23 protein-coding genes and 2 other annotated features are annotated in these 25,013 nt (G+C 49.8%); of the genes, 21 read left to right on the plus strand and 2 right to left on the minus strand.

What is annotated here, in order from left to right:
* Positions 1 to 15 precede the first annotated feature (15 nt).
* The 11 genes from accC to spo0A all read left to right on the plus strand — a co-directional run bounded on the left by accC (position 16) and on the right by spo0A (position 11,071).
* The gene (gene accC / locus U719_RS04620; protein WP_023467579.1) at positions 16 to 1,368 is read left to right on the plus strand and encodes an acetyl-CoA carboxylase biotin carboxylase subunit; all 1,353 of its coding nucleotides are present in this window, start codon (positions 16 to 18) and stop codon (positions 1,366 to 1,368) included.
* 120 nt (positions 1,369 to 1,488) lie between these two features.
* Positions 1,489 to 1,893: a transcription antitermination factor NusB gene (gene nusB, locus U719_RS04625; protein ID WP_023467580.1), complete on the plus strand. Its 405-nt coding sequence runs from the start codon at positions 1,489 to 1,491 to the stop codon at positions 1,891 to 1,893.
* 69 nt (positions 1,894 to 1,962) lie between these two features.
* Positions 1,963 to 2,796, plus strand: coding sequence for a bifunctional methylenetetrahydrofolate dehydrogenase/methenyltetrahydrofolate cyclohydrolase FolD (gene folD / locus U719_RS04630; RefSeq protein WP_023467581.1), 834 nt, complete (start codon positions 1,963 to 1,965; stop codon positions 2,794 to 2,796).
* Positions 2,793 to 4,115, plus strand: coding sequence for an exodeoxyribonuclease VII large subunit (gene xseA / locus U719_RS04635; protein WP_023467582.1), 1,323 nt, complete (start codon positions 2,793 to 2,795; stop codon positions 4,113 to 4,115). Before folD ends, xseA begins: the two co-directional genes overlap by 4 nt.
* Before the next feature lie 2 nt (positions 4,116 to 4,117).
* A complete protein-coding gene (gene xseB / locus U719_RS04640) occupies positions 4,118 to 4,339 on the plus strand; it encodes an exodeoxyribonuclease VII small subunit (RefSeq protein ID WP_023467583.1) in 222 nt (73 codons plus the stop codon).
* Positions 4,336 to 5,205, plus strand: a complete 870-nt coding sequence (locus U719_RS04645) for a polyprenyl synthetase family protein (protein WP_023467584.1) — start codon at positions 4,336 to 4,338, stop codon at positions 5,203 to 5,205. The genes xseB and U719_RS04645 overlap by 4 nt, the downstream gene beginning before the upstream one ends.
* Positions 5,206 to 5,322: 117 nt before the next feature.
* A complete protein-coding gene (gene dxs / locus U719_RS04650; protein WP_023467585.1) occupies positions 5,323 to 7,209 on the plus strand; it encodes a 1-deoxy-D-xylulose-5-phosphate synthase in 1,887 nt (628 codons plus the stop codon).
* A gap of 6 nt (positions 7,210 to 7,215) precedes the next feature.
* A complete protein-coding gene (locus tag U719_RS04655; protein WP_041255024.1) occupies positions 7,216 to 8,022 on the plus strand; it encodes a TlyA family RNA methyltransferase in 807 nt (268 codons plus the stop codon).
* A gap of 154 nt (positions 8,023 to 8,176) precedes the next feature.
* On the plus strand, positions 8,177 to 8,626 hold the full coding sequence (gene ahrC / locus U719_RS04660) for a transcriptional regulator AhrC/ArgR (protein ID WP_023467586.1): 450 nt from the start codon (positions 8,177 to 8,179) through the stop codon (positions 8,624 to 8,626).
* A 12-nt stretch (positions 8,627 to 8,638) separates the two neighbouring features.
* Positions 8,639 to 10,345, plus strand: a complete 1,707-nt coding sequence (gene recN, locus U719_RS04665) for a DNA repair protein RecN (protein WP_023467587.1) — start codon at positions 8,639 to 8,641, stop codon at positions 10,343 to 10,345.
* 3 nt (positions 10,346 to 10,348) lie between these two features.
* Complete coding sequence (gene spo0A / locus U719_RS04670) at positions 10,349 to 11,071, plus strand: sporulation transcription factor Spo0A (protein ID WP_023467588.1); 723 nt, start codon at positions 10,349 to 10,351, stop codon at positions 11,069 to 11,071.
* Positions 11,072 to 11,107: 36 nt separating this feature from the next.
* Here the strand turns inward: spo0A and U719_RS04675 are convergent, their stop codons facing one another.
* Together U719_RS04675 and U719_RS04680 are read right to left on the minus strand one after the other, a co-directional pair.
* Positions 11,108 to 11,686: a dihydrofolate reductase family protein gene (locus U719_RS04675; protein ID WP_023467589.1), complete on the minus strand. Its 579-nt coding sequence runs from the start codon at positions 11,684 to 11,686 to the stop codon at positions 11,108 to 11,110.
* A 675-nt stretch (positions 11,687 to 12,361) separates the two neighbouring features.
* Positions 12,362 to 12,616 (minus strand): DUF2627 family protein, encoded by a 255-nt coding sequence (locus U719_RS04680; RefSeq protein WP_023467590.1) that lies wholly within the window; start codon positions 12,614 to 12,616, stop codon positions 12,362 to 12,364.
* A 122-nt stretch (positions 12,617 to 12,738) separates the two neighbouring features.
* Here U719_RS04680 and U719_RS04685 point away from each other — a divergent pair, with 122 nt between their 5' ends.
* From U719_RS04685 to U719_RS04735, 10 genes are all read left to right on the plus strand, one after another.
* Positions 12,739 to 14,394 carry a sigma-54-dependent Fis family transcriptional regulator gene (locus tag U719_RS04685; RefSeq protein WP_023467591.1) on the plus strand — a complete coding sequence of 552 codons (1,656 nt, stop codon included), beginning with the start codon at positions 12,739 to 12,741 and terminating at the stop codon, positions 14,392 to 14,394.
* A 144-nt stretch (positions 14,395 to 14,538) separates the two neighbouring features.
* Positions 14,539 to 15,459: a phosphate butyryltransferase gene (yqiS, locus tag U719_RS04690; RefSeq protein ID WP_041255026.1), complete on the plus strand. Its 921-nt coding sequence runs from the start codon at positions 14,539 to 14,541 to the stop codon at positions 15,457 to 15,459.
* 13 nt (positions 15,460 to 15,472) lie between these two features.
* Entirely contained in the window at positions 15,473 to 16,597 is a 1,125-nt protein-coding gene (locus tag U719_RS04695) for a Glu/Leu/Phe/Val dehydrogenase (protein WP_023467593.1), read from the plus strand.
* 16 nt (positions 16,598 to 16,613) lie between these two features.
* On the plus strand, positions 16,614 to 17,717 hold the full coding sequence (gene buk, locus U719_RS04700) for a butyrate kinase (RefSeq protein ID WP_023469887.1): 1,104 nt from the start codon (positions 16,614 to 16,616) through the stop codon (positions 17,715 to 17,717).
* Entirely contained in the window at positions 17,687 to 19,108 is a 1,422-nt protein-coding gene (gene lpdA, locus U719_RS04705; protein WP_023467594.1) for a dihydrolipoyl dehydrogenase, read from the plus strand. Before buk ends, lpdA begins: the two co-directional genes overlap by 31 nt.
* 13 nt (positions 19,109 to 19,121) lie before the next feature.
* Positions 19,122 to 20,135 (plus strand): thiamine pyrophosphate-dependent dehydrogenase E1 component subunit alpha, encoded by a 1,014-nt coding sequence (locus U719_RS04710; protein WP_023467595.1) that lies wholly within the window; start codon positions 19,122 to 19,124, stop codon positions 20,133 to 20,135.
* Positions 20,132 to 21,115 carry an alpha-ketoacid dehydrogenase subunit beta gene (locus tag U719_RS04715; protein ID WP_023467596.1) on the plus strand — a complete coding sequence of 328 codons (984 nt, stop codon included), beginning with the start codon at positions 20,132 to 20,134 and terminating at the stop codon, positions 21,113 to 21,115. The genes U719_RS04710 and U719_RS04715 overlap by 4 nt, the downstream gene beginning before the upstream one ends.
* 14 nt (positions 21,116 to 21,129) lie before the next feature.
* Positions 21,130 to 22,398 carry a dihydrolipoamide acetyltransferase family protein gene (locus U719_RS04720; RefSeq protein ID WP_023467597.1) on the plus strand — a complete coding sequence of 423 codons (1,269 nt, stop codon included), beginning with the start codon at positions 21,130 to 21,132 and terminating at the stop codon, positions 22,396 to 22,398.
* 56 nt (positions 22,399 to 22,454) lie between these two features.
* Positions 22,455 to 22,706: a binding site (T-box leader), on the plus strand.
* A gap of 48 nt (positions 22,707 to 22,754) precedes the next feature.
* Positions 22,755 to 23,004 (plus strand) — a binding site (T-box leader).
* 51 nt (positions 23,005 to 23,055) lie between these two features.
* Positions 23,056 to 24,450: an anthranilate synthase component I gene (gene trpE, locus U719_RS04730; RefSeq protein ID WP_023467599.1), complete on the plus strand. Its 1,395-nt coding sequence runs from the start codon at positions 23,056 to 23,058 to the stop codon at positions 24,448 to 24,450.
* Positions 24,447 to 25,013: an aminodeoxychorismate/anthranilate synthase component II gene (locus tag U719_RS04735; RefSeq protein ID WP_023467600.1), complete on the plus strand. Its 567-nt coding sequence runs from the start codon at positions 24,447 to 24,449 to the stop codon at positions 25,011 to 25,013. Before trpE ends, U719_RS04735 begins: the two co-directional genes overlap by 4 nt.

A 25,013-nucleotide genomic window follows, 5' to 3' on the forward strand; every position in this document is an offset into this window, starting at 1 on the left:
ACGGGGGTGAACAGCATGGAAAAATTATTGATTGCCAACCGTGGAGAAATCGCCGTCCGCATCATTCGAGCGGCAAAGGAACTTGGAATACAAACCGTTGCTGTCTACTCGACAGCGGATAAGGAAGCCTTACACGTTCGTTTAGCCGATGAGGCGTACTGCATCGGTGAGGCGAGTTCTGCTTCATCTTACTTAAACGTTACGAATATCCTCGCGGTCGCAACGAACCGTCAAGTGACGATGATCCACCCGGGTTACGGTTTCCTAGCAGAAAACGTTGATTTTGCTGAGATGTGTGAAGCGTGCGGGATCAAGTTCGTTGGTCCGACGTCGGATGCGATCCGTCAGATGGGGATCAAGGACGTTGCGAAGAAGACGATGATCGAGTGTGGAGTGCCCGTCGTGCCTGGTTCAGATGGAACGGTCACGGACGAAGAAGCGGTCGCACTGGCGCAAGAAATTGGTTATCCGGTCATCATCAAAGCAACAGCAGGTGGTGGCGGTAAAGGGATTCGGGTCGCTCGTTCGGAAGAAGAGCTGATCAACGGGCTAAGTGAGACACGCCGTGAAGCAAAACAAGCTTTCGGAAACGGGGATGTCTATTTAGAACGCTTCATCGAAGAGTTCCGCCATGTCGAGGTACAGGTCCTCGCCGATCGTCACGGGAATGTCATTCACCTCGGTGAACGGGATTGTACCGTCCAGCGCCGGATGCAGAAACTGATCGAGGAAGCGCCGTCACCTGCGGTCAGTGAAGCGACACGATTGAAGATGGGAGAGGCTGCCGTAAAAGCCGCAAAAGCGATTCAATATACAGGAGCTGGGACGATCGAATTCATCTTCGTCGAAGAGACGGAAGAGTTCTTCTTCATGGAGATGAACACACGCATTCAAGTCGAACACCCGGTAACGGAGATGATCACTGGGTTCGATCTCGTTCAAGCGCAATTGCAAGTCGCGCTCGATCATCCGCTTGCCGTTAAACAAAAGGATATCAAGTTCCACGGTCATTCGATCGAATGCCGAATCAATGCCGAGGATCCAGATCATGATTTCCGTCCGTCTGCTGGACGCGTCACACAATACGTGACACCAGGCGGAATGGGCGTACGTATCGATAGCGCAGTCTATCCGGGGTACATGATTCCACCGTACTATGACTCGATGGTCGCGAAATTGATCGTCCATGCGGAAACACGGGAAGAAGCATGTGCGAAGATGGAACGTGCACTAGCTGAATTTTGGATTGAAGGTGTCAAAACGACGATCCCGTTCCACGAACGTGTTCTCAGTCACCCGGTATTCCGGCGTGGGACGTTCACGACGAAATTCGCAGAGCGTGAGCTAAAAGGTACGATCGTTAACTGAATCAGGACGGGAGTTTGTGCGACGAACTCCCGTCTTTTTTTGGCGTTCTCTATGTTTTTTAAAAGAGGAATGTGCTAAACTAACTGATTGAGAACGACAAAAAAAGGAGCACGCAAAATCATGATGAAACGACACATGGCACGCGAACTCGCAGTCCAATCTTTGTTCCAAATGGAGCTTTCGGATCTGACTGCACAAGAGGCCATTGAATTCGCGGTAGAAGGTAAGGAATACGACACATTCGTCGAGCAATTGGTGAACGGTGTCGAAACGAACAAAGCAACGATTGACCAACACATCCGAGAAGCACTGGTCAACTGGTCATTCGAACGACTCGGAAACATCGAGCGGACGATTCTTCGCTTAGCCGTCTACGAATTATTGTTCGAAACGAACATTCCGGTTCGAGTGACGATCAACGAAGCGATTGAATTGACGAAGGCGTTCGCTGACGAAGAAGCGACAAAAATCGTGAACGGTGTTCTCGGTAAGGTCGCACAAGGCGTCGTCAAAGAAAATTCATAAACTTGTAAAACCGAATAGAGACAAACAGACAGAAGAGTGAATCGAACTTTTTGGGGGAGTGGACAAATCATGGCAGTAGTAATCGATGGAAAACAGGTAGCCCATTCATATCGTATGAAGCTGAAAGAAGAAGTCGCACGTCTGAAAGAACAGCGGATTCAACCGCAATTGACTGTCATCCTGATTGGCGAAGATCCTGCTAGTCAGTCCTATGTACGTGGTAAAGAAAAGGCGGCGAAGGAAATCGGCATGGATTCGGAGTTGATCCGACTTCCGGCAGAAACAACGGAATCAGAGCTTCTTCACTTGATCGAACGTCTGAACGTTGATGCGAGTGTCCACGGGATTCTCGTTCAATTGCCGTTGCCTGACCATATTGATGAGAGTAAAGTCATTTTTGCGATTTCTCCTGAAAAGGACGTCGATGGTTTTCATCCTGTCTCTGTCGGGAAAATGATGATTGGTGAACCGACATTTTTACCGTGTACACCAAACGGCATTCTTCATCTCGTCAAAGAGATGAACGTACCGATTGCCGGTCAACACGTCGTTGTCGTCGGTCGTAGCCAAATCGTCGGTAAACCCGTCGGTATGTTGTTCTTGAATGAATCGGCTACCGTTTCCTATTGTCATTCCAAGACAAAAGATCTCGGTGCGATGACGCGTCAAGCGGATATCTTGATCGTCGCAGTCGGCGTACCGAAGCTGATTACGGCGGATATGGTGAAACCGGGTGCTGTCGTCATTGACGTTGGTGTCAACCGTGTCGATGGCAAACTCGTCGGTGATGTCGAGTTTGATACGGTACAAGACGTTGCATCGATGATCACACCTGTTCCAGGTGGCGTTGGTCCGATGACGATCACGATGCTACTGCATAACACGATCGAGGCTGCGCGATGAGCGAACCTCTTCACGTTTCCGATTTAGTCCACTATGTCAAACGTGAACTAGAAGGCGACGCCCTTCTGCAACAAGTCCAGGTGGTGGGAGAAGTGTCGAACTTTAAACGACACTCTTCCGGTCACCTTTATTTTACGTTGAAGGACGAGCAGTCACGGATGAAAGCCGTCATGTTTGCCCGGGATGCGAGTCGAGTCAAAGCAGACGTTCGCGATGGGATGCGTGTCGTCGTCACCGCGCGCTTATCCGTTTACGTCTCTTCTGGAGAGATGCAACTCTATGTCGAACGGATGACGGAAGATGGTGTAGGAGCGCTATATGAGGCGTTCTCACGCTTGAAGGTGGATCTTGAAGAGCGTGGTTGGTTTGATCCAGCAATCAAACAATCGTTGCCAGCGTTTCCAGAGCGCATCGGAATCATCACGTCGCCAAAAGGAGCAGCGCTTCATGATATCGCAACGACACTCCGGCGCCGCTATCCGCAAGCAGCCATCGTCTTCGCCCCGGTCCTTGTACAGGGAGCGGACGCGGCACCACAAATCAGTCGTGCCATTCAGCTGATGAATGAGCATGCTGCCTGTGATGTGTTGATCATTGGTCGTGGTGGTGGTTCGATTGAGGAGCTGTGGGCATTCAATGAGATGTCTGTCGTGACAGCCGTGTTTGAATCCCGCATTCCGATCGTCTCTGCTGTCGGTCACGAAACGGATTTTACGATCAGTGATTTCGTCGCCGACGTTCGTGCTGCTACACCAACGGCAGCGGCAGAACTCGTCACTCCGGAAGCAGAGGCACTCACTCGACGTGTGCAGGATGTAGAGCGACGTTTAGAACGAACGTATGCACAACTCCTCAAAAGTAAACAAGAGCAAGTGACACGGCTTGCCGCGAGCTATGGTCTGAAATCACCACGCGTCCTACTCGGACTGAAGCAGGAACAATTGGACCGGGCAGAGATGTCACTCCAAAAGGAGATCAAGCAAGTAGTAGCGCAACACCAGCAACAGGTGGAGCGTCTTGACACACGCTTAATGCGTGTGCCGATGCGGGATCGCTTCGTGCAACAACGGGCGACGATTGAACAATCACGACGTCGACTCGAAATCGTTCGTCGACTTTTACAATCGAAGCAACAACAGGTGCGTCATGTGCTCGCGCGACTCGACTCCGTCAGTCCTACGCATGTTCTGATGCGCGGTTATACGTATGTCGAACAGGATGGACAAATCGTCCGTTCCGCGAAGGCATTGACAGCGTCTTCGTTCGATATCCGATTCCATGATGGAACGATTCGTGCTAAACGAGAGGATGGGGAGTAAGAATGGAGACGGAACAATCTTTTGAAGAAGCACTGGAACGATTAGAAGAAATCGTCACGTTACTCGAAGAGGGCGAAGCTCCTCTTGAACAAGCGATGGCTCTATATGAAGAAGGCGTCAAACTGACGGCTCTTTGCCAAGGAAAGTTATCCGTTGCTGAGAAAAAACTCGATCAAATCCTGGAGCAAGATGGTACGCTTCGGGAAAAAGGAGGAGCGCAATGATTGCTTTGAATGAGTGGAAGACACAAGTCGAAAATAAAATGGAAGAGTTCATGGAGCGACTCGACGCACCGGATCGTTTACGCGATTCGATGCGGTATTCACTCGATGCGGGTGGGAAACGAATTCGCCCAGCCTTGATTTATGCGGTACTCGATGCTTTTTCCATCGATCGTTCAAAAGGTGACGCGACTGCTGCGGCACTTGAGATGATTCATACATACTCACTGATTCACGATGACCTTCCAGCAATGGACGATGATGATCTGCGTCGAGGGCGTCCGACGAATCATATCGCTTTTGATGAAGCAACAGCGATTTTAGCAGGAGATGCCTTGCTCACGAACGCCTTCAGCTGTCTTCTTGAGGCACCAGCTTCGCCGGAAGTAAAGCTTGCACTTGTCGAACGGTTGGCAACAGCAGCGGGCGCTACGGGTATGGTCGGTGGTCAGCTCGACGATATGCTCGGTGAGCGTGGCGGCATCAATGACGTAGCGGAGCTTGAGTCGATTCACCGTCGGAAAACAGGAGCACTCCTCGTCTTTGCAGTCGAAGCGGGTGGTTTGCTTGCCTCGGTCAGCTCGACGGATCTTGATCACTTGAAGCAATACGGTCGCCATCTCGGAATCGCATTCCAAATCCAAGATGACATCTTGGACGTAACAGGCGATGCTGAAAAAATCGGCAAACCGGTCGGTAGCGACGAAGGGAACGAAAAAGCAACGTACCCAAAATTACTGGGTCTTGAAGGAGCGAAACGCGCACTGACAGCTCAGGTGGAAGCAGCGGAACAAGCGATTGATGCATTATCAGTCGAAGCGACGACACTTAAGGAACTGCTCGACTTCGTGGTCAAGCGCGACCATTAAGCAGGACGACGCATCTGCGTCGTCTTTTTCTATGCTGACAATGGCGCTCGATAGATTGTTCTAGTACAATGTAGGGTACAAACCCTATAAGATTGTAAGGAAAAGAGGCGGTAAGGTATGAAATTGACAGAAATACAGGATCCGTCATTTTTAAAGCGTATGTCGGTCTCCGAACTCGAAGTACTCGCAGGCGATATTCGACGCTTTTTGATTGAAGAATTAGCGACGACAGGTGGACACTTGGCACCGAACCTCGGTGTCGTCGAGTTGACGCTTGCGTTGCATCGTGAATTCGACAGTCCGAATGACAAGTTCGTCTGGGATGTCGGGCACCAAGCATACGTGCATAAGATTTTGACAGGACGTGCGAGCCAGTTTGATACGCTCCGTCAGCACAAAGGACTCTGTGGGTTCCCGAAACGCAATGAGAGTGTGCATGACGTCTGGGAGACAGGACACAGCTCGACGTCCTTGTCAGCAGCAATGGGGATTGCTGTCTCGAACGAACTGAGCGGTAAGAGTGATCGTGCAGTCGCGATCATCGGTGACGGTGCTTTGACAGGTGGTATGGCACTTGAAGCATTGAATCATATTGGAGCAGAACAACAAAACGTCATCGTCATCTTGAACGATAACGAGATGTCGATTGCACCAAACGTTGGGGCGATGCATCAAATGCTTGGACGAATTCGTTCATCACGTAAAGTGCGTTTTGCCCAAGACGAGCTTGAAACGTTGATCAAAAAGATTCCGGTCATTGGCGGACGTCTTGAAAAAGGAAGCGAGAAGTTGAAGGAAGCCGTTAAAGGCGCACTTGTTCCTGGCATGTTCTTCGAAGAGCTCGGCTTCAACTATTATGGTCCGGTCGATGGGCACGATCTTGATGATTTAATCGAACAGCTCAATTACGTGAAAAAAGAAGAAGGTCCTGTCTTACTTCATGTCATCACGAAAAAAGGGAAAGGCTATCGTCCGGCAGAGTTTGATGGCGTCGGCACATGGCATGGTCTTGGACCGTACAAGATGGAGTCTGGCGAAGTCATCAAAGGGAAATCAAAAGCACCTAGTTACTCCTTTACGGTAGCGGATACTTTAACAAAGATGGCACGTGATGATGAAAAATTGACGTTGATCACGCCGGCGATGAGCGTCGGTTCAAAACTCGATTGTTTTGAAAAAGAATTCCCAGAGCGGATGTTTGACGTCGGGATTGCAGAACAACATGCTGTCACGTTCGCAGCTGGTCAAGCGACACAAGGGATGAAACCTGTCGTATCGATCTACTCGACCTTCTTCCAACGTGCATACGATCAGCTCGTTCACGACGTGGCGCGTCAAAATCTAGATGTGACGTTTACGATTGACCGATCAGGACTCGTCGGTGCGGATGGTGAAACACACCAAGGCGTCTTCGATATTGCCTTCATGCGTCACGTACCGAACATTCGGATCGTCATGGCGAAGGATGAGAACGAACTGCAACATTTGCTCTATTCGGCCGTCAAATATGAAGGACCAATCGCCGTTCGTTTCCCACGTGGAGAAGGTATCGGTGTACCAATGGACGAGACATTGCATGAAATTTCGCTTGATACATGGGAAGTCGAACGTGAAGGAACGGACGTCGCGATCCTTGCGTTTGGACCACAAGTACAAGATGCGCTCAAAATCGCGGATCTCCTAGCAGACGAACTGTCGGTTCGTGTCATCAATGCTCGGACGATCAAACCGCTTGACGAGAAGATGCTGAACGCCCTTTACGCAGAAGGGATTCCACTCGTGACGCTCGAAGAAGCCGTCTTAAAAGGTGGATTCGGATCAGCTGTCCTTGAGCATGCGAATGAGCAGGAAGCATTCCCACGCGTCAAACGCTTTGGTATTCCGGATTGGTATATCGAGCATGGCGGTGTGAACGAATTACTGGAAGAAATCGGATTATTACCTGGACAAATCGCAGAGGAAGTACGCGCTTTCGTCAATCAAGGAAAGAAACAGAGTGTGTGACGATTCATGGAAAATGTAAAGAAAATCCGCCTCGACGTTCTTCTCGTCGAGCGCGGTTTGTTTGAAACGCGTGAAAAAGCGAAGCGATCGATCATGGCTGGACTGGTCTTTAGTGGTACGGAACGATTAGAGAAGGCCGGTGAGAAGGTCAAATCGGACATCGATCTGCACGTCAAAGGTCAATTGATGCCCTACGTCGGTCGTGGAGGCTTCAAGATGGAAAAGGCACTTCAAGTATTCGATTTCGATGTCACGGGTAAAACAGGTCTCGATATTGGATCGTCAACGGGTGGCTTTACCGACTGCTCCTTACAAAATGGAGCAGCACATATGTATGCGCTCGATGTCGGTTCCAATCAGCTGGACTGGAAGCTTCGCTCGGATGACCGTGTGACGGTGATGGAGAAAACGAACTTCCGGCATGCGACACCAGACATGTTCCCTGTTGCGCCGCAGTTTGCGACGATCGATGTCTCATTCATCTCGTTACGGTTGATGCTTCCGCCGCTGAAGACGATCCTCGTCGAAGGAGGAGATGTCATGGCGCTCGTCAAACCGCAATTCGAAGCGGGGCGTGATGATATCGGTAAAAAAGGCATCGTGCGTGATGAACGGATTCATGTCCGTGTCCTCGAGGAGATGGTCGAATTCTTCATTCAACAAGGATTCTATGTGAAACAGCTCGACTATTCACCGATTACTGGTGGAGAGGGGAACATCGAGTTCTTATTGCATGCGCGCCTTGGTCAACCAGGACTTGATTCATCCGTCCATGCGACGGAGACAGTCAAGCAAGCACATGCTAGTCTTTAAACGAACAGATGAAAACGAGGGCGGATCCGGTTCATGGGTCCGTCTTCCTTGTTGTTCGGAGCGACGAAAACCGTATAATAAAATGGCAAACGTGGACTTTTAATGATTTATTGGATTACAATAGTAACATCGAAGAATACTGTGAGGTGCAGGGATGACAAAGGGGCAACGGTTGATTAAGATTCGGGAGATCATCACCCAGTCGGAAGTAGAAACCCAAGATGAATTGGTAGAGGAATTACGGAATGCAGGATATAAGGTTACACAGGCAACGGTATCACGAGATATCAAGGAACTTCATCTCGTTAAGGTCCCGTTGAATGATGGACGTTATAAATATAGTTTACCTGCCGACCAACGCTTCAACCCACTCGGGAAATTGCGGCGTCTGCTCGGGGACAGCTTCATCTCGATTGATTCTGCTCAAAATCTGATTGTCATGCATGTCCTGCCGGGAAATGCGAATGCAGTCGCTGTCTTACTGGATCATTTGAGCTGGAACGAACTGCTTGGCACGGTGTGTGGGGACGATACGATCCTATTAATCGCACGAAGTGAGGAACAAGCGAAAGAAGTGACCGAACGAATTTTAGAAATGCTGTAAGGAGTTGACAGGATGCTAGCTGAATTATCGATCAAACAATTTGCGATCATTGACGAGCTACAGATCGACTTTAAAAAAGGAATGACCGTCTTGACTGGGGAAACAGGTGCCGGTAAATCGATCGTTCTCGACGCGATCGGATTATTGATTGGTGGACGTGGATCCGCGGAATTCGTTCGATACGGGGAAGATCGGGCGGAGCTAGAAGGATTGTTTCTGATTGAAGACGACCATCTCGTCTATGATCTCGCAGAAGAGTATGGTATCGATATCGAAGATGGATTGATCATCTTACGACGTGATCTGTTCGCGACCGGGAAAAGTGTCTGTCGCGTCAACAATAAGCTGGTCACACTGACGATCTTACGGGAGTTCGGACGTGTCCTCGTCGACATGCACGGGCAACATGAACATCAGCATTTAATGGACAGTACGTATCATCAAGCGATTCTCGATGACTTCGCGCAAGAGACGATTGCACCGCTCCTTCAAGCCTACCAGTCCGGTTATCAAGCGTATGAAGAAAAACGGACGGCGCTGCAATCGCTCGCGCAAAGTGAGCAAGAACTCGCTCAACGGATTGATTTACTATCGTTTCAGACGGAAGAGATCGAAGGCGCAAAACTTCGAGCACATGAGGAAGACGAGTTGCTCGTCGAACGAAATCGTCTTGCGAATTTCGAGAAGCTATATGCGTCGTTAAAGACAGCATACGATGCTTTGCATGATGAGATGCGCGGCATCGACTCTGTCGGAGACGCGATGCGTGAATTACAACAAGCATCAAGCATCGACGAACAGTTTTCGCAGCAGAGTGACGCGATCGCAAGCGCTTTTTATGGACTCGAAGAAGTCGGGTATGCGATTCGAGATCAACTTGAAACACTTGAGTTTGATTCCAATCGACTCGATGAGATCGAACAACGTTTATCCGTCTTTCAACAACTGAAACGAAAATACGGGGCGACGATCGAGGAAGTCATTGCGTATGGGGAAAAAATTCGAGTTGAACTTGATACGATGACGAATCGAGATGAACGGATTGAGCGCTTAAAAGCCGAAGTCGAACAGCTCGAAGGCGAATTGTTTGAGATAGGTGGGCGTCTGTCGCAACAACGTCGAAAAGCGGCCGTTCAATTAAGCGAAGCGATTCATCTGGAGTTACGTGAGCTCTATATGGAAAAAGCGCGGTTTGAAATTCGTTTTCTTCAAGACGGGAAGACACCGATGCTACGCAAGAACGGGATCGATCAAGTGGAGTTCTTCATCATGACGAATGCGGGAGAACCATTCAAGTCGCTCGGAAAAGTCGCATCGGGCGGGGAGTTATCTCGTATCATGCTCGGACTGAAGTCAATCTTCTCGCGCTCGGTCGGAGTTGCTTCGATCATTTTCGATGAAGTCGATACAGGAGTATCGGGTCGTGTCGCACAAGCGATGGCTGAAAAAATCTATCGTTTATCGGTAGACGGACAAGTGCTCTGTATTACGCACTTACCGCAAGTCGCTTCGATGGCCGATCAACATCTCTATATTCGGAAGATTGAGGAGACGGATCGTACGACGACACAGGTCAACGTCTTGTCTCAGTCAGATCGAGGAAACGAACTAGGACGGATGATTTCCGGTGCACATATGACGGATTTGACGTTACGCCATGCCGAGGAATTGATGGATCAGGCGAAGACGATGAAAGAATCGCTTAAAAATGGGGTGTAAGGATTGATTAAAGTCGGGATAGCAGATGATAATCGCGAAATGGTCGAACTGATTCGCCAGCATATCTCTGCGCAAGAAGACATGGAAGTCGTTTGCGTCGCCTACAATGGCGAGAGTTGTCTCGAACGTATGAAAGAACATGAAGTGGATGTATTGCTTCTCGACATCATCATGCCTCATTTAGATGGGCTTGGTGTTCTCGAAGAATTGATGAAGAAAAAGAAAAACCCTGCTGTCATCATGTTGAGTGCTTTCGGTAAGGATGAGGTCTCACAACAGGCGGTCACTCTCGGAGCATCGTACTTCTTACTTAAACCGTTCAGCATGGATCAGCTCGTTCAAAAAATTCGTCTCGTGACGCATCAAGGACAAGCACCGATCGTCGAAACGATTGATTTAAAAGTCGGTACGACACTGCGAGAAGTGGGGATTGCTCCGCATATCAAAGGCTTCACGTATTTAAAGGACGCTGTCTTAATGGTGCTAGAACGGGAAGATTTACTTGGATTGATCACAAAGGAACTCTATCCGACGATTGCGAAAAAACATCAAACGACGGCATCTCGCGTCGAACGAGCGATGCGTCACGCCATCAAGTCCGCTTGGAACGAAGGAATGCAACAGCACGAGCTCTTCAATGGTCGAATCGAACAAGAGAAAAGTCCGAAGAACTCGGAATTCATCTCGTATGTTTCAAGTCATATGAATCAAGAACAATCTGGTTAAAGGAAACACACCGTCTAATGGATAGACGGTGTGTTTTTAGTTCCGATCCCGCTCATAGCAAGCGATCAACACGCCGTTATCAAACGTGTGTCGTTTCGTGACGTTCCAAGTGAGGGGCGTCATTCCGTTGTCTGGAAATAGACGTTTACCAGAACCAACGATAACTGGATAGTGGATCAATCGAAGTTCATCGATCAGATCAGCTTCATAAAGCGTATGAACGAGTTGACTACTCCCCCAGACGTGAAGCGGTGGTCCGTCCTGTTGTTTCAAGCGTATTAGTTCAGAAGTCGGTTGATTCAAATATGTCGTCGGCTGCCAACGAATAGGTGGTGTATGACGCGTAGAAACATACTTCATGGCACGATCGGCAACTGGCCAGATATCGGCATGGAGTGGCCAGTAACTCGACCATTGCTCGTAAGTCGCGCGACCGAGTAACAGGGCGCAATCCTCTTGCATCCATCCACGGATGACCTGACCGATCTCAGGATGTTGAAACGGAGCAGTCCATCCACCGTGCTTGAAGTCGTTGCTCACATCCTCATTCTTTCCGCTCGGTGCTTGAATGACACCGTCTAACGATAGATGTTCGAATACGATGATTTTTCGCATGAAGGGTCTCCTTTCGATTACGATCTGCTTATAGCATACCGTAAAGCTAAAAATATATAATAGCGCTTGCAAATAAATATTGCATAAACTGAAATGTTTGTTATAATAAAGGTACCAAATGATTTGGCAAGACGTCAGATGAACGTCGAGTCGACAAGGACTCCGGAAATCCTGTTGATGAACATCATCTCAGAACGCCAACTGTAAATGGCTCAAGAATGCCGGACGACATTCTCTTGGTAGAAGTCGTACCAAGGTATCTTGTTCATTCTAGATGGGAAATCTCGAATGAATGGGAGCTTCCATGATTTCGAAGCTAGGGAAAAGTGGAAGGTAACGGATCGTCTAAAATGAAAAGTACAGTTCGTGAAAAGGAGTGTTGTCTAGCAGTGATTGTTAGCAACCGAATGTTTGACTGCTTCAAGCGGATGACATTACGCTCCACCTAGGTCCCGAGTACAGTCAGATGATGGAACTGAAACACCATTCTATCGTTAGCCCGATAGCCAGATCTGATTTCTTTCTACCTCTTCATTAAGAGGAACACCTAAGGTTTTGGAGTACACGAATAGTTCTAACTATGAGAGGAGTTCATCCGTAAGTGAAACCAATTTTATATGAGTAAAAGGTCCCGCGCTTGAAATGAGTTCAAGAGATGGGGACCTTTTTCTGTGTTCATTTTTTTTGATAGCGATCGGAGACTTTTCCACGTTTTCGATCGCGATAAAAGACATATCCTGCGACAAATCCAATGCCACCCATCGCAAGAATCAAACCAACGAGACCTTGCAATACATATACGTAAGCCGCATCGCCTAAGTATTTAAACGGCACTTGCGCAATTAGAAAAACACTATCACGCATGAGCTTAATACCAATCGCGCCGATGATGCCGGGGATTAATAATGAGAGCAAACCAATGATACGCATAGGACGCCACTCCTTTCCAAGCGTATTGTATCAAAAAATCGATCGTTCTGCGAATCGGGTTTGCTTCCCTATTTTATTCCGAGTACGATAGAAATGTAAGCAGTTTCAAAGGGGGAATTCATATGCATCATCTACTCGTCGTCGGGGCTGGTCAAGGGGGAACAGAAGTCCTGCATGCGTTTCAACGTTCACCATTATTAACGGTCATTGGTCTTGTCGATCCAAACATGGATGCGCCTGGGGTGGCGCTTGCACGGCGTGCGGACATTCGGATTGAAACGAACTGGTCAGCTTTTGAAGGAGCTGATGTCGATTTCATCATTGACGCTACAGGAGAAACTGGCGTACTTGAGCAATTGATTCATGATTTTCCGGGAGCGGCGGTCTTACCGGGTGAATTCGTCAGAGTGTTGCTTGAGCGATTGACTGAAAAAGAGAAAATGCTCGAAGCAATCATTCATTGTACGAGCGAGGCGATTTCCGTCGCCGATCAAGACGGACAGACGATGCTGATCAATCCAGCATATACGCGTATGACTGGTTTCACGGAGCGAGACGTCGTCGGAAAACCGGCAAGTGCCGATATCGGAATGCAGGAATCCGTTCATTTGAAAGTCTTGAATACGGGCGAGAACGTGCGGGATGTTCGCATGAAGATCGGGCAAGATCAACGTGATATCATCGTCAATGCGGCACCCGTCATCGTCGATGGACAAGTCCGCGGTTCCGTTGGGGTCATTCGGGATATTTCGGAAATGAAGGCACTCGCCAAAGAATTGAAGGCAGCGCGCCAAAAAATCCGGACGCTCGAAGCTAAATATACTTTTGACGATATCATCGCTGAGAGTGAAGCGATGCGCTTCGTCGTCGATCAAGCAAAGCTTGCGGCAACGATGCCCGTCAACGTCTTGATTCGCGGTGAATCCGGAACCGGCAAGGAATTGTTTGCACATGCGATCCATGCAGCGAGCGAACGTAAATATGAACAATTCGTCCGCGTCAACTGTGCGGCAATCGCACCGACGTTACTCGAAAGTGAACTATTCGGGTACGAGGAAGGCGCGTTCTCAGGAGCGCGACGTGGTGGGAAGCGGGGATATTTCGAAGAAGCACACGGGGGTTCGCTATTCTTAGATGAGATTGGCGAACTACCACTCGACGTCCAGGCCAAACTATTACGGGTGTTACAGGAAAATGAAGTCGTTCGCGTCGGTGGGACGAAGGCGATTCCAGTCGATGTCCGGATTATCGCGGCGACGAATGCGAATCTAGAGCAAAAGATCATCATGAATGAGTTCCGAGAAGATCTCTACTACCGGATCAATCGTTTACCGATTCACATACCGGCACTACGTGAGCGACCGGATGATATCGCACCATTGACCTTGCACTTACTCCGTAAATTGAATCAAAGTTATGGACGATCGGTCGGACGGATATCGGATGATGTACTTGAAGCAATGAAGAAGCAACCGTGGAAAGGAAATGTCCGCGAGCTTGAAAATGTCATCGGTCGCGCGTTGATTTTTACGGATAAAACAGAAACCGTCTTGCGAAAAGGTCATCTTCAGCTTGTCGTGCCACAAACAACGAAAGTCACGACGAGACAGAAAAAGGAAATCAAGCATTTATCGGACGAGATGTCACACGTCGAAGAACGGTTGATTCGGGAAGCGCTTACTGCCTTTAATGGCAACAAAACAGAAGCGGCGAAACAACTCGGAATTTCTCTTCGGGCACTTTATTACAAAGTGGAACGATTTAACATCTATTCGTGAAGCGCAAATTTTTGCGTGCAATATATTGCAAAAAATGCAAAAGCGTGCAAAATTAAAGACGTTCTTGCTTAACCTACCGTCTCTTTTGAATTGGCACGAAAATTGCTATTACTATTTATGTATGACAGGTGAGGGGGGAATACGGTGAGATTCAGTGAAATGGTCGAGCAGGCAGCTCGACTCGAAGATTCCGTCGTTGCGATTGCAGCTGCGGATGACGAAGAAGTGATGGATGCTGTCGCATTAGCAATTGAGAACGATTTAGCACGTTTTCATTTGTTCGGGGATGCGACACGGATTCAGCAGATGATTCAAAAACGAGCATTACGAGAGTCACAGTTCGTGATCACGCACACTTCTACATCACAAGAAGCGGCAGAGCGTGCCGCTCATGCCGTTCGCAAAGGGGATGCGAGCGTCTTGATGAAAGGTCTTGTTCCGACAGCAACGTTCATGAAAGCTGTCTTGAACAAAGAAACGGGTCTGCGTTCAGGGAATGTCTTGTCGCATGTCGCCTTGTTCGAAGTACCGGGGCGTGAATCAGCAATCGGATTAACCGATGCAGCGATTCACATCCAACCGACACTCGAAGACAAAGTGAAGATCATCGAAAACGGTGTCTCCGCCTTACGAGCGCTTGGATACGGCTTACCAAAAGTCGCAGTCTTAGCAGCTGTCGAAGTCGTCAATCCAACGATGCAGGCAACGATTGATGCCGCTCTGCTAACACAAATGAACCGACGTGGTCAAATCAAGGATTGCCTTGTAGACGGACCACTCGCACTCGACAATGCCGTAAATCTCGTCGCTGCCCAGCAAAAAGGGCTAACGGGAGACGTAGCAGGTCAGGCGGATTTACTCGTCGTTCCGCAAATTGAAGTCGGAAACGTCATCTACAAATCACTCATGTATTTCGCACATGCCTCGGTTGCGGCGATTCTCGTCGGAGCGCGGGCGCCAGTTGTTTTGACCAGCCGTGCCGATACAGCAGAAGCAAAAATGTACTCACTAGCCTTTGCGCTATTAAATGCCCAACAGACGAAAAAAGTAAAACAAACAATCTGAGGAGGAACTTAAAATGGTCGAAACAAACGTAGAGTCACGCTTCAGCATCTTTGAAACAATGGAGATGGAAGATTACGAACAAGTCGTTTTTTGCCACGATAAAGTATCAGGATTAAAAGCAATCATTGCGATTCATGACACGACACTCGGACCGGCACTCGGTGGACTTCGCATGTGGAACTATGCATCAGACGAAGAGGCATTGATTGATGCGCTCCGTTTATCAAAAGGAATGACGTATAAGAACGCAGCCGCTGGGTTGAACCTTGGTGGTGGTAAAGCGGTCATCATCGGCGATGCGAAGACACAAAAGTCAGAAGCACTCTTCCGGGCATTCGGACGTTACGTCCAGTCACTGAACGGTCGTTACATCACAGCAGAAGATGTCAATACGACAGTTGCAGACATGGATTATATCCACATGGAGACAGATTTCGTTACTGGTGTCAGCCCAGCATTCGGATCAAGTGGTAACCCATCACCGGTTACGGCATACGGTGTCTATCGTGGAATGAAAGCAGCGGCAAAAGAAGTGTACGGAACAGATTCACTTGGTGGAAAAACGATTGCGATCCAAGGTGTCGGTAACGTTGCCTTTAATCTATGCCGTCATTTACATGAAGAAGGGGCGAAACTGATCGTCACAGACATCAATCAAGAAGCACTTCAACGTGCAGAAGAAGCATTCGGTGCCTTGATCGTCGCACCAGAAGACATCTACAGTGTCGAAGCAGATATCTTCGCACCATGTGCCCTCGGTGCGACATTGAACGACGAGACGATTCCACAATTGAAAGTCAAGATCATCGCCGGTGCAGCAAATAACCAACTCAAAGAAGACCGTCACGGTGACATGCTCGAAGAACGCGATATTTTATACGTACCAGACTTCGTCATCAATGCTGGTGGTGTCATCAACGTTGCCGATGAACTCGATGGATACAACCGTGATCGTGCCATGAAAAAAGTTGAACTCGTCTACGATGCGGTCACGAAAGTGTTCGAAATCGCAAAACGCGATCATTTACCGACATACCGTGCGGCTGAGAAAATGGCAGAAGAGCGTATCGCAACGATGCGCAGTGCCCGCAGCCAATTCTTGCGTCGTGATAAAAACATTCTAGGATCACGTGGCTGATCAGAGGAGGATATCCATGAGCGAACGTATTTTAACGATTAATCCCGGTTCGACGTCGACGAAGATCGGTATCTTCGAAGGGGCGAACCAGGTGTTCACGAAGACGTTACGCCATCCAGCGGAGGCGGTCGGAGGACCGCTTCCAGCGCAGCTGGAGATGCGTCGTCATGTGTTACTCGAAGTATTGGCTGAAGAGCAGATTGATTTGAAAGCGCTTACTGCAGTCGTGGGTCGCGGAGGACTACTCCGGCCGCTCGTCAGTGGTACGTATGCCGTCAATCGAGAAATGCGAGAAGACTTACTCAGCGGTATTTTTGGCGTCCATGCCTCGAATCTCGGCGGACTCCTCGCGGATGAGATTGCTCGGACACTCGATATCCCATCGTTCATCGTTGATCCAGTCGTCGTTGACGAACTCGAGCCGATTGCGCGGATTACAGGCTTACCTGAACTTGAACGAAAGAGTATTTTCCATGCTTTGAATCAAAAAGCTGTCGCGAAGCGGTACGCGAAGGAAATCGGGCGTCCCTATGAGGAACTGCGCCTGATCATCGCACACATGGGCGGCGGGATTACGGTCGGTGCGCACCAAGAGGGGCGTGTCATCGATGTCAACAACGGGCTCGATGGAGAAGGACCGTTTTCGCCAGAACGCAGCGGATCGCTACCTGTTGGTCAACTAGTAGAACTATGTTATAGTACCAAGTATAAACTTGAAGAGATGAAGCGTCTGGTCGTTGGGTCAGGCGGACTTGTCGCGCACTTGGGAACGTTTGACGCGATCGAGATCGAGCGCCGGATTGAAGAAGGCGACGAAAAAGCGGCGTTGTTATATGACGCGATGGCGTACCGGGTCGCAAAAGAGATCGCTGGTCAAAGTGCCGTCTTGTTCGGTCAGATCGACGCGATCATCCTAACAGGCGGACTTGCCTATAGTGATCGGTTGACGCGTGCGATCGAAGAACGCATCGCCCACCTCGGTCAAGTCGTACGTAGTCCTGGTGAAGATGAGTTGCAGGCGCTCGCAGAAGGAGTGTTGCGTGTCTTACGTGGGGAAGAAGAAGTTAAGGAATATGGAGGCGAACCAACATGGCTAGAGAATTCGACGTCGTTGTCCTAGGTGGCGGACCCGGTGGATATGTCGCCGCGATCCGTGCGGCACAAGCCGGGAAGTCGGTAGCAATCGTGGAACAAGGAAAATTAGGCGGGACATGCTTACATCGTGGCTGTATCCCATCTAAAGCCTTTTTGAAATCAGCAGCAGTCTATCAGACGGTCAAACACGCTGCTACATATGGCGTGGACGTACCGGAATCGTTTTTACGATTCGAACAGGTCAAACAACGTAAACAAGAGATCGTAGATGGATTAGAAGCAGGCATTCAGCACCTGATGAAAAAAGGAAAGATTGAAGTCTTTCATGGTCGGGGTTCGATTCTTGGACCAAGTATCTTTTCACCGATGCCGGGAACGATCAGCGTCGAACCGGAAGAAGGCGAAGGTGAGTTGATCCTTCCGCGTCAATTGATCGTCGCGACAGGGTCACGTCCACGTCCATTGAACGGACTTGCTTTTGATTCAGAGTATGTCCTCAGTTCGGATGATGCACTCGATATGGCAGATTTGCCAAAATCGATCGTCATCATTGGTGGTGGCGTCATCGGTGTCGAATGGGCATCGATGTTGACGGATTTTGACGTCGCAGTAACGGTCGTTGAATTCAGCGATCGGATTTTACCGACGGAAGATGCGGCAGTCAGTCGTGAAGTCGCCCGTCAACTGAAAAAGCGGGGCGTCAAGATTCATACCGGCGCAGCTGCACAAAGTGACACATTCCGGATGTCAGAAGACGGTGTCTCGATCGCGATTGACCGTAATGGAGAACAAACGACGCTTGAAGCGGATAAGTTGCTCGTCGCGATCGGTCGAATGGCGAACGTCGAAGGCATCGGGATCGAAAACACGAATATCGTCGTCGAAAATGGCTTCATCCAAGTAGATGACCATTTCCGGACGAAGGATCAACATATCTATGCGATCGGAGATGTCATCGGTCGCTTACAACTGGCGCACGTCGCGTCAGCAGAAGGTGTCAAAGCGGTCGAGGCGATCGTCCACGGAACGACGACACCACTTGAATATGCGTTCGTACCACGTTGTATCTACAGCGTACCGGAAGCGGCATCGGTCGGTTTGACGGAAGACGAAGCAAAACGTGCCGGAATGGACGTCAAGGTAGGGAGCTTCTCGTTCAATGGATTAGGGAAAGCGCGGATCGAAGGAGAGGCGGCAGGCTTCATCAAGCTCGTCTCCGATGCGAAGACAGATGATCTCGTCGGCGTTCACATCGTCGGACCAAAAGCAACGGAACTGATCAGTGAAGGTGGATTAGCGCTCGTACTCAATGCAACGGCATGGGAAGTCGGACAGCTCGTGCATCCGCACCCGGCCTTGTCAGAAGCATTCGGTGAAGCAGCACTTGCCGTCGACGGACTCGCGGTTCACGCCTAAGGAGGAATTACGGATGGAAAAAATAGAATTCAAAGAATTAGTAGAACTCGGATTAACGGAACAGGACGCGATTCAGATGTTCGAAACGATGGTCCGTGCGCGGAAGATCGACGAACGGATGTGGAAGTTGAACCGAGCGGGTAAAATTCCCTTCCTCGTCTCATGTCAAGGACAAGAAGCGGCTCAAGTCGGTGCAGCGTTCGCCCTTGAAAAAGGAACGGACTACATTTTGCCGTATTACCGTGATTTAGGCGTCGTCTTGCACTTTGGTCAAACGTCACGCGATATCATGCTGTCGGCATTCGCAAAGGCAGAAGATCCGAACTCAGGTGGTCGTCAAATGCCAGGACACTACGGTTCACGTGCCTTGAACATCGTCACGGGTTCAAGTCCGGTTACGACTCAAGTCCCACATGCTGTCGGGATCGCACTTGCTGCGAAGATGCGTAAGGAACCACTCGTTGCTTACGTCTCGTTCGGAGAGGGCTCTTCAAACCAAGGAGACTTCCATGAAGGGGCGAACTTCGCCGGAATTCATAAGCTCCCGGTCATCTTGTTCTGTGAAAACAATAAATACGCGATCTCGACACCTCTCTCAAAACAGCTGTCAGCGAAACACGTCGCTGATCGGGCAATCGGCTACGGAATGCCTGGCTATACGGTAGATGGCATCGATCCACTCGCTGTCTATAAGGTCGTCAAGGAAGCACGTGAGCGCGGATTACGGGGAGAAGGTCCGACCTTGATCGAAGTTGAAGTCGAACGCCTCGTGCCACACTCATCCGATGATGACGATAAATCGTACCGTTCTGCTGAAGAACTCGATGCCTTAAAAGCACGTGACGGGATCAAACTCTTCCGTGCGCGTTTGATTGAAATGGGCGTCCTGACGGAAGAATCAGCGACTGAAATCGAACAAGCGATGGAGAAAGAAGTCGACGAAGCAACGGCTTATGCGGAAGCAGCAGCTTACGATGCGCCAGAAAATGCATTACGTTACGTGTACGACGAGGAGGAAACGAAATGACGACGTTAAGTTTAATCGAAGCGATCAATAGTGCAATCAAAGAAGAGATGGAACGCGACGAGTCCGTCTTCATCCTCGGCGAAGACGTCGGTGTCCGTGGTGGTGTTTTCCGGGCGACACAAGGATTGCTCGAACAATTCGGAGAAGAACGGGTCATCGATGCACCGCTCGCTGAGAGTGCGATTGCTGGTGTCGGAATCGGAGCTGCGATGTACGGCATGCGCCCGATTGCTGAAATGCAATTCGCTGACTTCATCATGCCAGCGGTCAACCAAATCGTCAGTGAAGCAGCGAAGATTCGGTACCGTTCGAACAATGACTGGACGTGTCCGATCGTCATCCGCGCACCGTTCGGCGGCGGTATTCACGGGGCACTTTATCATTCTCAGTCGGTCGAAGCGATGTTCAACTCGACGCCTGGTCTGAAAATTGTCATCCCATCGAATCCATATGACGCAAAAGGATTGCTAAAGGCAGCGATTCGTTCGAATGATCCGGTCTTGTTCTTTGAGCACAAACGAGGCTATCGTCTGTTAAAAGGGGATGTTCCTGAAGGCGACTATACGGTCGAAATCGGTAAAGCAGACGTCAAGCGTGAGGGTGAAGACGTGACGATCATCACTTACGGACTATGTGTTCATATGGCACTTGAGGCAGCAACACGCCTTGAAAAAGACGGAATCGATGTCCACATCCTTGACTTGCGGACCGTCTATCCAATCGACCGCGAAGCAGTCGTCGAAGCAGCGAAAAAGACGGGGAAAGTCTTGCTCGTCACGGAAGACAATAAAGAAGGTAGCGTCATGAGTGAAGTGTCGGCGATCATTGCAGAAGAAGCATTGTTCGATCTCGATGCACCAATCGAACGACTCTGTGGTCCAGACGTCCCAGCGATGCCATACGCTCCGACGATGGAGAAGTTCTTCAACATCTCAAGCGAGAAAATTGAAGATAAAATCCGGACGTTACACGCATACTAAGGGGGAACTGACCGATGAAGACTGAAACACTTACGATGCCACAACTCGGGGAAAGTGTTACTGAAGGAACGATTTCGATGTGGCTCGTCAAACCGGGCGATACTGTCAAAAAATATGATCCGATTGCAGAAGTCATTACCGATAAGGTAACGGCAGAAGTCCCATCTTCGTTTGATGGTGTGATTGAAAAACTACTTGCAGAAGAAGGCGATACGTTGCAAGTCGGTGACGCGATCGTCACGATGCAAGTCAGCGGCGGATCAACGGAAGTCGCGGCGACTGAACAAGAAGTGCCAGCTGTCGAAGAGACGACGTCGGCTGATACATCGATGAAAAAACGCTATTCACCAGCGGTCTTGAAATTATCAGGCGAACACGGCATTGATCTTGAACAAGTGACGGGAACGGGAGCGGGCGGCCGGATTACCCGGAAAGATCTCTTGAAATTGATCGAGTCTGGATCGATCCCGACACCACAAGCAACGGAACCAAAACCGGAAGCGCAAGCGGCTCCGGTAGCGCCTCCGGCAGAAGCACCACCCGCACCAAAACGTCCGGTCATTGCACCACAACCGACGGAAACAGGCGACATCGAGATTCCGACTGCCGGTGTGCGTCAAGCAATCGCTTCGAACATGGTTCGCGCGAAGCACGAAGCGCCACATGCTTGGTTGATGATCGAAGTCGATGTCACGAACTTGGTCGAAGCACGTAATCGTCATAAAGATGCGTTCTTCAAACAAGAAGGGGTCAAATTGACGTTCTTACCATTCTTCATGAAGGCGACAGTCGAAGGATTGAAGAAACATCCAATCATGAACTCGACATGGGCGGGAGATAAGATCATTCAAAAGAAAGCGATCAACCTATCACTTGCTGTCGCGACGCAGGACGCTCTGTTCGTACCAGTCGTCAAGAATGCGGATGAACTAAGCATCAAGGGGATCGCACGCGCGATTGATGACTTCGGGAAACGGGCACAAGCCGGCACGTTGTCGTCTGCAGAGATGCAGGGCGGGACGTTTACGGTTAACAATACGGGCTCATTCGGTTCAATCCAATCAGCACCGATCCTTAACTTCCCGCAGGCGGCGATTCTATCCGTTGAATCAATCGTCAAACGTCCAGTTTGGGTGAACGGCATGTTTGCAGCACGCGACATGGTCAACCTCTGTATGTCGATCGACCACCGGGTGCTCGACGGACTCGTTGCCGGACAGTTCCTACAAACTGTCAAACAAGCGCTCGAATCGATTGATCCGAACCAACTTTCCTTATACTGAGTTTTTCCAGTTGACAGGGAAGAAGAAGCATCGTAATATAAGAATCAATTCAACACACGATAGCAAAGACGAAGAGAAGTAACTTGTGAAACGATTCAAGAGAGCTGATGGGTGGTGCGAATCAGTATCGGGCAACAAGCGAATGGCCTTCTGAGCTTCAGACCGAATCCCTTCAATGGGTAGTAGGCTCTGACGGGTTCCTCCCGTTATCGGGGTCGACGAATCAGGACAACGGTCCGGTTCGTTTCAAAGGGGACGGTGTCAGCATCGTCAACGAAGGTGGTACCGCGGGTCTTCCCGTCCTTCATGTTCTACATGAATGGGCGAGAAGACCCTTTTCGTATACAATCGAATCGAACAAATCGTAGAGTGAGTTAAGTAGCGAGACAACATCGGCGTTTCAGAGAGCGGAAGAATGGTGCGACTTCCGTACGGCGAGGTTTCGTGAATGGTCTCATGAGAGCGTGGCTGAACGAAGAAGTAGGTCGCGACGGATGCCCCCCGTTATCGTAGGCTATGATGTCTCTTATTAGACGCATCAGACAGAGTGGGAACGGTCGAACCGTTCCAATCGAGAGGTGGCACCGCGAGATAATCGTCCTCCATGCAGCATACGCTGTGTGGGGGACTTTTTTATATTCCAGGAGGCGAACAGGGATGGTTCAGACAGACACACTTATTATCGAACAACTTGAACTAAACGGCGACGAGATGACGCCAATCATGATTTTTCAACAACTGAGCGGAACACAGAAATGTTTGCTTGAAAGTTCTGCGCATACGGATCAAGGACGGTATTCGATCATCGGTGTTGATCCGGTGGAGATGATTCGCGCAGAGGGACGGACCGTGACGCGGGAACAGTTGACGACAGGTCGATTGACGCAGGAAACGGGTGATCCAGTACGACTGATGCAACAGATGATCCTCCGGGGTGGAGTTGAAGAAGACCTTCCGTTTTTAGCGGGTGGGATCGGATATGTCGGTTACGACATGATGCGCGCCTATGAAACGCTCGGAGCGGTTCCTGAGCGAACGCGCCAACTACCGGACGCGCTGCTCGCCGTATACGACCAAATCATCCTGTTCGATCATCTCGAGCATCGTGTTCATTTGATTCAAACGTCACTTGGTGGCATCACTGATCGTGATGAATTACGTCAACGTTTAGCAGAACGGAAAGCGCAACTTGAGCAACCACGGGAGCGAACGGACATCGAGCGTCCACTCCGGGATGTCGTCTATGAACCGTTAATGGATCAAGAGACGTTTGAAGGACTCGTCGAACAAGCGAAGAGACACATCCGCCAAGGCGACGTCTTCCAACTGGTTCTCTCGCAACGACTTGATGCGACGTTCTCAGGTGATCCGTTCCAATTTTATCGGAAGCTCCGCAAGGACAATCCGAGCCCTTATCTCTTCTATATCGACTTAGGCGAAGCAATCGTACTCGGGGCCTCCCCGGAAAGTTTGGTCCAAGTCAAAGGGAATCGCGTGACGACGAATCCGATTGCCGGTACACGCCGCCGGGGGAAGACGAAAGAGGAAGATGGACGGTTAGCAGAAGAGTTGCTGCACGACGAGAAGGAACGAGCGGAACATCGAATGCTTGTCGATCTTGGACGCAACGACCTCGGTCGGATTTGTCAGATTGGTACCGTCGAGGTGACGCGATTCATGCAAATCGAGCGCTTCAAGAACGTCATGCACCTTGTCTCCGTCGTTGAAGGAACGTTAGCAGACGGAAAGACCGGCGCAGACGCACTCGTCTCTTGTCTACCGGCTGGGACGGTCACGGGAGCTCCGAAAATCCGAGCGATGCAGTTGATTGACCAGTACGAGCAGGTGAAACGAGAAGTATATGCCGGGGCTGTCGGCTATTTCGATGTTCGGGGGAATATGGATTTTGCCCTCGCTATCCGGACGATGGTGATCAAGGATGGTGTCGCTTCTGTTCAAGCAGGGGCTGGTATCGTTTACGATTCGATTCCACGCCTCGAGTACCAGGAGACGTTACACAAAGCGAAATCACTACTGGAGGTTTGGAAATGATCATCCTAATTGATAATTATGATTCTTTTACCTATAACCTATACCAATACGCATCCGTTTATACGGACGTTCACGTCATTCGAAACGATGCGGTCAGCATCGAAGAACTACGCGAGATGAAACCAGACGGCATCATTCTCTCACCCGGTCCCGGTCGCCCGGCTGACGCTGGCATCTGCATCGATCTCATTCGTCAATTATCGGGTCGAGTACCGATTCTCGGTGTCTGTCTCGGACATCAGGCAATCGGCGAAGCATTCGGAGGACGCGTCGTCGAAGCACCGGTCATCATGCACGGGAAGACATCGATGATTCGACAATCGGGACAACTCTTCGACGAAATGACGGAAACGTTAGAGGTCATGCGCTATCATTCGCTGATCGTCGCTCGAAACGACTTACCGACGGAGCTCGTCATCACGGCAGAAACGGATGACCGGACGATCATGGCACTCGAGCACCGGACGCATCCGACGTTCGGAATCCAGTTCCATCCGGAATCCGTCGGAACACCACAAGGACAGCAGATGATTGAACGATTCATTGAATTGACAAAGGAGTGA

Origin of the sequence: Exiguobacterium sp. MH3 (assembly GCF_000496635.1) — a bacterium.
In the GTDB taxonomy this organism is placed as follows: domain Bacteria; phylum Bacillota; class Bacilli; order Exiguobacteriales; family Exiguobacteriaceae; genus Exiguobacterium_A; species Exiguobacterium_A indicum.